The organism is Tissierella carlieri (assembly GCF_018917285.1).
Classification (GTDB): Bacteria; Bacillota; Clostridia; order Tissierellales; family Tissierellaceae; genus Tissierella; species Tissierella carlieri.
The window spans coordinates 1-12,637 of sequence record NZ_JAHLOH010000006.1 but is presented as its reverse complement, the minus strand read 5'-3'; the positions used below and the strand labels follow the sequence as shown (position 1 = coordinate 12,637).

Below are 12,637 nucleotides of genomic sequence, written 5' to 3'. Positions count from 1 at the left end.
GCTTGGATGGATGAGTCCTGTAGAATACAGACTTAGCCTTTCGGCTGCATAAAAAATAGCGTAGCAGTTCACAAAACTACTACGCTACAAAGTCTAACTTATTGGGGTCACATCAAAAGTCACTAGTTCTTTATTAATACAATATATTGATTTTGCCTTAAACTACTTATTTAATGCAATTATTCTTTTCAAATTTACTGCGAAAATTGTTAGTACCCCATGCATTTCCATGCCAATTAGACCTGAAGATGATGCAACATCATATCCATGTCTATGTTTTAATTCGCAATTTTTGCCTCAATTTTATATCGCTCTTTTGATCTTTCTTTAAAATACTCTGTTTCTTGAAAATCTATTTGTTCTTGATGTGTAGCTGATTTAATAGATACTGAATATGATTTTGTTTTAGCACCTTCTTTATAGCAGCCCTATCTTTGGGAACAATGTTTACATTTCTCAACATCAAAAAAATAACTTTCTACTGTTCCTTCACCATCTTTAGCACGGTTCTTAGGGCGAGTACTCACCTTTTTGATACTCATATGACCAGCAGGGCACACATACATTCCAGCATCTTTGTTATATTCAAATTTATCTTCATTTTTTCTATTGCCATGAGTTACTGTGGGATTTAACTTTGAAATTAAGCTTAGTTTCTCTTTCTTAGCATATTTTAAATTATCCTTTTCTGAGTACGCAACATCTCCTATAACTTCATTAATTTCTAGACCATTTCCCCGAGATTTTTCTACTAAAGTTTGAAGCTGTTTACCGTCATGTTTTTCTCCAGATGTTATAATAGCAGCAGTTATTATTCTTTCTTCTGTGATAGCTAAGTGAGTCTTATACCCCAAAAATGATGTATCGACGGTTTTATGTCCTACTTTTGCATCTTTATCCTTAGTGGATTCAAGCCTCTATAAATCATCTTCCACTAGTTCTTTTAATAGATTCTTTTTCTCTCTAATTTTAGGGTGCTGAGATATTACTTCATTTTTTTCAATTACAGTTATTAGTTTTTCACAGTAATCAATCTCATCCTCTAAAATGCCATTATTAACTTTAGCCGGGAATTCTTTTTTCATTAATTCATCTATCTCATAAACTGATTTTCTTAACTTTTTAGATTGTTCAAGTAAAATCTCTTTAGGTTTTTTCTGGATATATCTTGCCTTTGTATGGGTTGAATCTACAATGATTGCATTATTTTTGATTATTCCTTTTTCTAATGCTATTTCTACAGTTTTCCCAATGAGTAAATCTAGAAGATTAATGTCTTTTAATCTTAACTTTCTAAATTTTGTTAAAGAACTCGGATTTATAACTTCATCTTCTGGTGCCATACCAAGAAAGTATTTAAATGACATATCGTATCTAGAACGTTCTACAACATCAACATCTGATAAATCATAAATCACATTTAAAAGAAGATATTTAAACATCCTTAGAGGATCAATAGCTCCCCTTCCGTTATCAGGACAGTATTTCGTTGTAAGTTCATCATAAATGAATGCAAAATCAATCATTTCGTTTATCTGCCTAAGTATATTATCTTTAGGAATAATTAGGTTATATATTTCAATATATGGACTCAAAACCATTTCGATTTGTTCTTTTAACATTAGAATCACCTTCAATAGATATTAGTTTATATTTATATTTTACAACAAAAAAAGCATAACTCCTACAACTATCGTTGTAAAAGTATGCTTCAGATTATTTTTATCTAGGACTTTTTCAGTGGTCTCTTGTGAATGGGGAGCTTTTGTTAATTATTGCCATCTACTTAACAGTAAATAGTTTATATTTATTGAAATTTGGTTTTTAGGAATCAAATACAGTTAAATAAATAATATTATACTTTATACTATAATTAAATATAGCTCTCCTTGACTAGTTCCCAAAATGCCCTATCCTTCATATAGATAGGCCTATCACTATGTCCCATCTTTACCATGCTATAATGCTTATTAAGACTCTTTATTCTATTAATCAAACTTTCATCCTCTTGTTTAGTTTGAGTATTAAATATATACTTAACATCCTTATTTGTAATGTCATCAACCTTATGAATCACCCAGGTTAGAATATAGTTTGCATAATCATTTTCTACAGTAGAAAAATGACTAAGTAGTTGAGTTGAAAGTATTGTTCCTACTCCGAATTCTCTTCCTTCTTTTAATATTTTCTTTAATGACTCAAAGTTCTTACTTAAAAAATTATCAGCTTCATCAACTAGTATAAATTTATTCAACTGTCTTAAACTACCATCTATTTTACTATGACCATGGGCTTGCATTTGTGTATAAAATAAGTCTAGGGTTATTGCCACAACCAAATTTTGTATACCTGAATCATATCCTGATAAATCTATTACTGTTACTCCATCTATTAACTCAAAAAGACTTTTAGTTTTAAATGGATCTGGTTCAAATATTTCAAAATCAATCAAATTGCTAAATGCTGCATATAGACTATCTTCCTTTAAATCTTCTTTACTAACATATATATCATATACATTCTTAAGTGTAGGTGCAGGAATATTCCATGTATCAGATTGATTTTTAATTATACCGCTCTTTTCATAAGCATCCATTATCAAATCTCTTAATAATGTCTCTTGTTTTATTCCAAGCCCAAAGGCTTTTGCTAAGGTTTCTTTCAATCCATTAGCTGTATGCAATGGAAGCATTGGTTTTGAATTAACTGTTTTAGCAATTGATAGCGGATTAAAAGGTAAATGATATAATTCAAATACCTTTGCATTTGTAGCATCTATAAAGTCTTGTTTTGACTTATTATAATCGCCTTTATAGTCAAAGATCAATATTCCAATACCTTTTCCATCTACATTATACTTAGATTCCCTATGAATTTGAGTTATCATCGACTTAGTAAACTGAGTTTTTCCAGTTCCCATTGTTCCTATTATTCCAGTATTTGTATGCAACAATTTATTTGTATCATTGGGGTACCAATAAACTTCTCTATTATTCCTTTCATTTACTCCAAATAAAACCTCCATATTTTTTTGCTCATACTCTTCTGAACTTTCAGTAATAAATTTATTACAAATATTTAAGTCGCTTAATATTTGTTGTTTGTGCTTTATTTCTCCTATTGTTTTAATAGTCTTAGATGAATCTACTAATTCCTCTAATTCAAATTTCTTTATATCTTCTTTAATATTTGAATTGTCATTATCATTAGCTTTTTTTATTTCTTTATCCGTAGCTAGATTATTATAATTTATATCTATTTCTTCTGTACAAACACCACTTACTAATTCTCTAATTTCTTGAACACTTTTAGTTATAAAATTAATACCATTTTCTTCAGACATCTCAATAATCATTACACCATCTTCTTGTCTAATATCATTATATTTAACTCCCTTTTTAAATGATATAACAGCTCCTTCTCCAATTAAATCTTCCATATAATTGCTTATCTCATACTCTTCATTAAGTAATTTTCTTCTTAAATCAGAGTCAATTATATGCTTCCATCCTTCTTCTTTGCATATATCATAAAGTTCAAGCTTTTCTGCACTAGTTATTACTAACTGCATTAAGAAGTTATGATATATCTTTTGGGTATTACTAATAACTCCTCTTTCATTTGGAAGTAGGGTTTCATTAAATATTTTTTTAGTTGACTTTACTTGCTGTATACCTTTCTCTATATATGAAGAGGAGTTTTCTCCTATTTTAACTTCTATGGGATAAAAATGAATAGCTACCTTTTCTCCAATAATTTCTACTCCTATCAAAAGAATATCATCACTAGTTGCTCCATTATTTTGGAACCCTAAGTTTTTAGCTGAAAAAAGCCCTTCACTTTTCTTAAGTCCTGCCCCTCCAGATACTCTTAATATTTCTTCTAAAGATATTGGCACCCATATAATGTTATCCTTTTTAAATTCAGCAAGTGCCAACTTAATAGCTGATAATATACTTATTTTTTCCTTAGGAAAATATGATTTACTGGACAATAATCTTAGTAGCCAATCCCCATTAATAGCATTAAACATATTAATTATATTTGGTGAATAATCATGTGAATCTTCAATCCCATTTTGAGTTAAAAACTCTTCTATAACTCTTTGATAAGGACCTGATTTTCTTGTAACGGTTATTGCATCATATCCTCCAGCAGTTGTATATTGATCACTATAATGTATAATCAACAAATCTTTTGCATTTGGGTCATTTTTAAAGAAATTTAAGTCTACTTTAGGATCTATAAATGTTACCCAATGGCTAGCTTCATAAATATTATCTAGTCTATTTTTATTTTCATTGGATATTGATATTGCTTTACATTGTTTTCTATTATATGGTTCCCCTCCAATTGCTGCGTTTAGGGCATTAAGACTCATTGCTATTTTCATCAAATTATTATTTATATTTGCATATTTTGTGCCAAATCCAGTTCTATAGGAATCTCCAAGAAATACCGAGGGAACTCCTGAAATTATTCCATTTAGCATTACCCCTGATGTAATATCATCCATAATCGAAGTTATAACTTTAGCATCATTGTTCATTTCTAAAAATGTAATATGAGAGTATTCTATTCCCTCCTCAATTTTTTTGGAATAAAAATGTACTTTACTTCTATACAGATTTAACACATCTTCCTCAGACATATTATCTAAATTTAAATCCAACCTATAAGTTTCTTTTAAATTATTAATATCATCGTTAAATGCTACCTCTTCAAAAGCATTAGTGATATTCTTATTTGAATATATAAATACGTCAATAGGTAGCACTTCTCCGGTCTTACTTAATTTTAATTGTTTAATATAATATTTAAATATTCCCTGGAGAATCTCTTTACTATCACCTGTATTTATTAAGTTTATCCTTATAGGTGCATTATTTCCCATATTAAACAAGTATTTAAAATGACTAACAAACTCTTCTATCTTTTCATAAACTAATTTAGATACAAAATCCCTTGAACTCTTATATCTGGGAAGACTCTCATCTACATAATACTTCCATCCTGGTGAATGATGTTGTTCCATTGGAATATAAAGTCTACCATTATCATCTAATATATAAGGCAACAAATAAGTTGAAGTGAATTTTTTAATAATATCATCTTCCATACTTTCATTACCTATTAATTCATCTATATAAAGCTGATATGCAATGTTTAAAGGGTGAAGTGAAGTAAGAATTATTTCTCTGTCTTCTATTTCTCTCCTTATAACTCCAATTTTAAATAAATCTTTTTGTTCCTTTACAAGATATGATCCTTCTTCTATTTCTTCTAATGTTTCTATATATTGTTTTATAAAATTTTCATATAAGGTTTTAAGTTCATTATTTATGTATGATAAGCTTGGCAACTTTTTTGACATAACAAAGTATTTTATTATTTCATTATAGCTTGTTTCTAGTTCCGGACCTAATTCTAAATTTATACCTTCTAATCCATTGCTAGACTCAATAAAATACATTTGATTACTATCTATTATCTGTTTTTCTAATTGTAAGTTTCTTCTAAACTCATCTCTAGTAAAATACTCCTTTGTTCCATGCTGAAGTTTATTATCTCCAATTCTTATGAAGTCACATTCTGTTTCTCTTTTTAACTTCCATACTTTCATTCCTTCAATTACAGTAACTTTTTCACTTGTTCCAATGATTCCTATAGGAATTGTACAGTGATTTGCTTTTAAATTAAATCTAATAAGTTCACTATCACTTTCATAGTCAAAGTTATCACTAATTTCCATTATTAACTTTTCATCTTCATTTAACTGAATTAAATCATTGTTATACTCTAGTTCATATTTTTTGGAATTTTGAGCATACTGATTAAATACTATATTAGAGTCATCTGTATTTATAGAAATATATTTGCTTTTCTTATTCATGACAATTGAATATTTTGTCTTTATACTATCTAAGTATCTTTTATCACATTCAAGTATAACAATTTTAAATTCAAACTTTACATTCTTATCATCTTTATATACTATTTTATAAAAATCAACATCTACTTCTGATTTATATATAGTTGCCTTTATCTTTTTACCTGATGTCTCTACTTTTATCTCACCTTCAGTTTTTAGAAATTCACTTTTTAAATAATCATCAAATTTAAATTCTATATTTATAGAATCATCACGATTTTCATTAAAAACTATAATATTTCTAATTCTTGACTTAGCTTTAGATGCACCCTCTTCTCTATCCCATTCTTGATTACATGAAATATATTCTAAAAGTTTTACTTTTTTCTTTTCTTCTATAGATCTATTTACATCTTTGTAATCAACATCTTTCCAACCCTCACCTTTTAACTTTTCAATCCCTTTTTCATCAAAATATCTCTCCAATTGAATTTCTGGATTTCCATAGTTATGAATATCATCAACTCTACTATAATAAATTGCATTATTCTCTATTCTGTCTTTTAACTTTTTTCCTTTAAAACTTTTTAACTCACTATCATAGAATAGTCCAAAGTTTTTATATTGATCTTTCTCAATACAAGTTCCATTAATTATTTCTAATAAATCTCTATATTCAAAAATTGAAATATTGTCTCCAAATAGGTCCTTTTGCTTTCTTTCTAGATCTAAACTAATGATAGCTTTATCAACCTCAGTAAATTCTGAAATTAACAACTTTGTCTTTATATCCTCTTTAATAGAGTTTATATGAAAAGGCATTCCTTCCTTACTAAATGACTCTGTACCACCTATGATACTATCAAGATTAGTATTATGGATAAAAAGTATTGCCTTATCCTCATATCCAGGTTCTACTCCGACCAAATTTCTAAGTCTAGTAAGAAAGTCTGGCTGAATGTCATTAATAGTTGCTGATATTATTAACTTTACTCCAGAAAAATTCAGAAGATATGATTTATATTTAACTTCTCCAGTATTATCCTTATATTCATATTCTTTATATAAAGTATTGTTTTTTAATTCATCGTATAAAGCCTTTACTTGTTCTTCTCTTTCAAATTGAATATTATACTTAGCCCCTGAAGTTAAAGGCTTAGAATTAAAGAATTCTATTACTTTTTTTGATAAATAACTATAAAACTGATCTAACATATTGAGCATCCCCACTATCTGATTTCTTTTCTAATAAATTTAGTTTTTCATAGAATTGTATGATCTTGATCTTTGATTCTCTATCAAAGAACATACCTCTTTTTTCAAATTCATCAAATAATATATTTAACTTTAATTTCTTCTTATTATTAATACATATCTTAGTCATTAAAATTATATCTTCTTCATTTAAATTTAAATTATATCCTAATGGCCCTCTCTTTTTCCCAAAATTATTATATACAAATTTTACATACCAATTTTTATAGGCTTCATTAGCCCTAGTTCTAGTAGACTTTTCAAATTGATGTTCTATAGCTTCAAATAATTTATATACCTTGTTAAATGCTAGATTTCCACTATCTCTATCTTTTTCCTTAAATTCTATCCAGTCTTTATCATTTATGCGCATTGTATATTCCTGATAAATTTTTTCAATTTGATTTAATACATCAATTTCATTTGATTCATTAAATAAGTTAAACAATTCTACATATCCTAATTGTTCATCTAGTCCATGATGGTTTAAAAATTCTAATGTAATAGCATGAGAAAATAAAGAATCTACATTCTTTTTTAGTAACTCCCACCCAAACTTATAAGCTGTTCTATTCTTAGATGTACCTTCCCAATTTAATGTATAATAAATAGTTTCTGGCTTGTTTAAATCTGCCTTTTCAAACTTATTTAATTTTATAGATAATTGAGATACATAAAACATATAATAATATTCAAGAAATCTTTTCAAGGAATTCTTATATAACTCCTCTTCTTTCATAAGAAATTTAAAATCCTTAATAAATAACTCTCTCACAAAAGGTAAATAACATTTATAGTTATCAATTAAATATTCCGCTTCTACTAACTCCGGTAATGCATTTAAAACTAACTTATATAATACATTCTCTATATCTTTATTATAATGTTTTAAAACTAAAAAACTTAATTCTTCATTACAAAGTACTGAATATAAGAATTCAGCCATCTTTTTATCTGTATTTGTAGATGTTATATAGTTCATAGTTTTAATATCAAAATCAACCAAAGTTTCATTGTCTATAAACATAGATTTAATAATATCTATAAACACTTCTTTGCTGTTTTCCCCTTCAAATTCTCCTATCTGCTCTACTACATTCTCAATAAATTCTGTGAAATCAAATTTACCTTTCAACTCTTTGCTGCTTATAATTCTAGAAAATGCTCCTACAACACCATCAAACTTTAAAACTAATGTTTTTTCATTAGCAGCATAAGGCAATAATTTAAACTGGTTACCTTGACTATGAGTTAAACTTCTATCTTTGAATTTAAATGTAGTTTCAATTTTACTAAAGTCTATTTTATATTCTTTTTTCTCATTCATATCTATATCTCCACAAATCTATAGTATTCAAATTCTGCATCATATTCTAACTTATATTTGTTATTATATTCTCTATTCTTCTCAGTAAATATAAGTTTTTGATTTTGTGATCCTGTTTCTTCAAGTTTATTAATAAATTCAATAAAATTAATAAAATTATTCTTATCTTTTTTATTAGGTCTATATCCATTATTAACCTGTATTAATAGTCGATATAAGTTAAAGTCTATATTTACCTCATAAGCTTTCTCTAGCTTTTCACTTTTGTATTGTAAGCTTAATATTGTAGCAAATTTTTTAAGTTCTACCTCTTCATTTTCAGGCAAATTACTTGTATCTACCTTTAACTCTATATCTTCACTTATTTTATATTTAATCTGCTTCTTACCCATAAAAATATTAATTTGATCTTTATCTGATTCACCATTCCATCTTAAAATTCCATTTTTCACATTATCATATAAACCTTTAAGCCTAAGCTTGTCTCCTATATTCCAATAATATAAACTCTCCATATAGCTTTGATAAATATCATCATTTAAAGAAAATGCATTTCCCTTTCCGCAAATATAATAGCTTCTAATAAATAACTTTAACAATTCATATCTTATTTTTCCATCTTCAGTCTCTTCGAAATTAATATTATTGATCTTATCAATATAACCTTTTGGGAAATCAATATATTCCTTAAAATAAGATAAGACATCTATAGAATTGTTGAATTCTATTATAAAATCATCTATCTTTTGATTCCTAATGTCTAGGGGATCTAAACTATTTAATGCTTCAAATATAAACGATAGTTCCTTTTGGTTAAAAATCATATTAGGCATAAGTGATTTTATATAATCTAAGTTATTAAGCTTAGAAATATCATTCTTAAATATTGGTGAATTAACATCGATATATAGCCTTGGAATTATTAGCTCATAAATAAAATTTATTAATGCTCTTGTTGAGATTATTATCTTATTTTTAATAACGCATTGTACCAATAAATCTACTATTGATTCTTGCACTATTTCATTAGTTAATAATTCATAATTAGCTTTTATAGGACAACGATTACAATTGCTACATTCAATACAATTCTTTTTATATGAATTATAGAAAATATTAAATTCTGATGGATCTGTAACCTTAGTTATTAAAGATTTTATATAGTTTGAGCAAACCTTCCCATCCTTTAATGTAAATATATGATAATCACTAAAATTTACAAATTGGAATAAATTGTTTTCATCAAACCTATTATCCTCAATATTAGTATCTAAAATCTTTTTATCACGAACATAATCCCTTAAAATAGAAAATCTCTCTCCGTATTGAGAATCTATGAAATTATTTAATGTTCCAAGATTAATTGCCAATATAAACTTTTTATTACTTTCTTTAATCTTTTCATCACTAAAATCATCTAAAACCTCATTTAAAGTATCCATTGATGTTTTGTTTGGTTCCAGACTTTCAGTAGCATCATTATGAAGAGTAAAATTATTCATAATATCTGTATATTTATGCTTGAAATAAGATATAATATGAGATTTACCATCACCTACACTACCACAAACTAAAATTAGTTGAGCTCTTTTAGATTCATTTGCTTTAACTATTAATTCTTGTAAGTCTTTTTGAGCATCTCTTTCAATGTGCATATATATTTTAAAATCAGTAAACTCTCCTAGTCCTTCAACAGCTTCCTTTGATGATTCTTTCAGTTTAGACAATTCTTGAACTAAACATTTTATGTTCCATTCCTCATTATCAAAAGTATTTTCACTTACAGAAGCTGACACCCATTTTTTATCCATGCTCATATTAGCAACTGTTTGTCCATTGTTTTCATTAATTACTTGCTCTTTTACTATTGTCTTCACTAAATCAGTTATAGTTTCTTTATTTATATTCAAGGCTTTATCTTCTATTAGTATCGAGCTCTTATATGGTGAAGATTCGAAATTATAATCAATATAAGTTTCAACAAACCAACAAATAATATTATAAATATTCTTATGTATATTTAATGCTGCTTCTAATTCTCCTTCAATATTTTCATGAGCCGCTTTGTTGCCAATTATTCTAACTGAATGAAATAGATTATTTATCTCCCCTTCCAGTACTCCTTCTACTTCTAATTTTCTTAATCTTTCCGCTTGTGTCATCATATTTAATGAACCATATCCTTCTAACTTAGATACTTCTTGAAGTAGATTTTCAGCAAAAGTTCTTCCCTTAATAATCGCACTATGTGGAGATGTAAATAATGTTTCATCTAATTCTCTTATATTATTATATAGATATTTATAATCTTTTTTTAAATAATCCAAAACATCTATTTCCAATTATAAATCTCCCTTCTTATATCTTTAACTTACTTTAGTATGAACTTTTTTAGTTTTTTAAATTTTAAAAGTAATAACTTATTTTTCAATATCATTTCAGACTTATTTGTGTATTATATTATAATTATACCTATAAGTTATCTTTTCTTCCATTAACGCTTTGGATAAATTAACAATAAAGCTTTAAAATCATATTTTATTCGTATAAAAAGGATATTTTGAATAAGTAAATTTAAAAAGGTTAAAGAGTATTACTGACATTATAGACTCTTCTCAGTATAAGAATTAAACTATTTGCTTTACTTTATAATTATCATTTTCCTACATTTACTTAATTTGCATATATGTATGTAATAATTAGATTCTTCATCCAGATTTCATAATAACTCCAAATGTACTTACATATTTCTTTTAAAATATTTATAAATAAATCATTTAATATCAGAACATTCGTTACTTCTTCTCATCAATTAATAAATATTATACTCTCAGATGTATATACACGAATCTCACATCATAATTACTATCTTTAGAAATAACCCCAGTACTCTACTATCTGATTCCACAGCAAATTATATTTTAATTTGGTTTTCTTAATCTATTCTCTTAAGTTCTCAAATCATTTTTCTTTCATATTTGCTTTATCATACTTAATTTATTTTTTAATAGTACACTTTTACGATATTTTTCGTTCTATACAATTTAATACTATATTTTTTCTTTTATTACTTCTAGGTATTGATGATGTCATATTATTATAGAATGTTCCATTAACTTTAGAAATCTCTCTTTAGCTAATATATTGAAACAGATTGACTCTTAATAATATCTAAATTTTGGGTACTGATATCAATAATATATGCAATCTTATTTAATATTTCTTCTCTTTCTTCTCAGTAATCAATTTATATATTTTAAAAACTTCTTCATAATCATCTACTGAATCATTTATATCTCGTCCTGAAGAACTAGTAATATCTGACAAAATTTCCCGTTAACTATATTTTTTAGTTTCTGACGTTGCACTATCTGATGCATTATGCTATTCGCTATTTATAAATACTCACATTTCTTTTGTAATAACTTTTCCATAATTCCTCCTCTCTCTACTAAACAAATATTAATTATAACTTCATATTAACAATAACCGTTTAATCTTTACCTCATTTTTTTTAATATCTTCATTATACTATAATATCCAAAATTTCCCAATGCCTTCAGTTATATTCTTACATTTAGTAGTATAATCTTAATTGAGATGATATTATGGAAAAGAAACTTAAGATATTTATTGTTCTAGTTTTAGTAGTTTTACTTTTTATGAATTTTGCTATATTTGTTAAAGTGTAAAAAGATACAGGTATCATTAATAGATTTAGTTATAAATATAGAAATTCAAAAAATAGAACATTTAATTGCTATTGAGCCTAGAGCGAAAATTTCTATCAGCTCCTTTAGAGTAAATACTATGGTTTTTTAGAACTCAATATACGTATTCTTTTAAGTATGTAGCATTAAATAATTCAATATTTGTTCTTAAGCACTTAACTAAAAAGGTGAGAATATGAAAATATATGTTGATGCAGATGGATGTCCCGTAGTTGATATAGCAGTAGGAGTTGCTAAAGAGTATAAATTAGAAATAATAGTTGTAAAAAACTATGCCCATGAAATTGCCGACCTTTACGTAACTGTTGTTTCTGTAGATATTTCACGTGATAGCGCTGATTTTTATATAATAAATAGAATAGAAAAAGGTGATATAGTTATCACCCAGGATTATGGATTAGCTGCCATGTGTTTATCTAAAAAAGCTATCTGTATAAATCAAAATGGCTTTAT

4 protein-coding genes and 1 pseudogene are annotated in these 12,637 nt (G+C 26.6%); 1 reads left to right on the top strand and 4 read right to left on the bottom strand.

Annotated elements, in window-relative coordinates:
- Positions 1-162: 162 nt before the first annotated feature.
- The 4 genes and pseudogenes from KQI38_RS00605 to dptF all read right to left on the bottom strand — a co-directional run bounded on the left by KQI38_RS00605 (position 163) and on the right by dptF (position 10,795).
- Positions 163-1,622: pseudogene (locus KQI38_RS00605) on the bottom strand (IS1182 family transposase).
- Positions 1,623-1,873: 251 nt separating this feature from the next.
- Positions 1,874-7,087 (bottom strand): DNA phosphorothioation-dependent restriction protein DptH, encoded by a 5,214-nt coding sequence (dptH, locus tag KQI38_RS00600; RefSeq protein ID WP_216554270.1) that lies wholly within the window; start codon positions 7,085-7,087, stop codon positions 1,874-1,876.
- On the bottom strand, positions 7,068-8,453 hold the full coding sequence (dptG, locus tag KQI38_RS00595) for a DNA phosphorothioation-dependent restriction protein DptG (protein ID WP_216554268.1): 1,386 nt from the start codon (positions 8,451-8,453) through the stop codon (positions 7,068-7,070). Before dptG ends, dptH begins: the two co-directional genes overlap by 20 nt.
- 2 nt (positions 8,454-8,455) lie before the next feature.
- Positions 8,456-10,795 carry a DNA phosphorothioation-dependent restriction protein DptF gene (gene dptF / locus KQI38_RS00590; RefSeq protein WP_216554266.1) on the bottom strand — a complete coding sequence of 780 codons (2,340 nt, stop codon included), beginning with the start codon at positions 10,793-10,795 and terminating at the stop codon, positions 8,456-8,458.
- Positions 10,796-12,359: 1,564 nt separating this feature from the next.
- On the opposite strand from dptF, the gene KQI38_RS00585 reads away from it, so the two are divergent.
- Positions 12,360-12,637: DUF188 domain-containing protein (locus KQI38_RS00585; protein ID WP_216554263.1), on the top strand; the 278-nt coding region annotated here is incomplete at its 3' end.

Excerpts from the sequence above, each read along its gene's own strand:
- dptH (WP_216554270.1), bottom strand. The coding sequence starts at position 7,087 with ATGTTAGATCAGTTTTATAGTTATTTATCAAAAAAAGTAATAGAATTC.
- dptG (WP_216554268.1), bottom strand. The coding sequence starts at position 8,453 with ATGAATGAGAAAAAAGAATATAAAATAGACTTTAGTAAAATTGAAACT.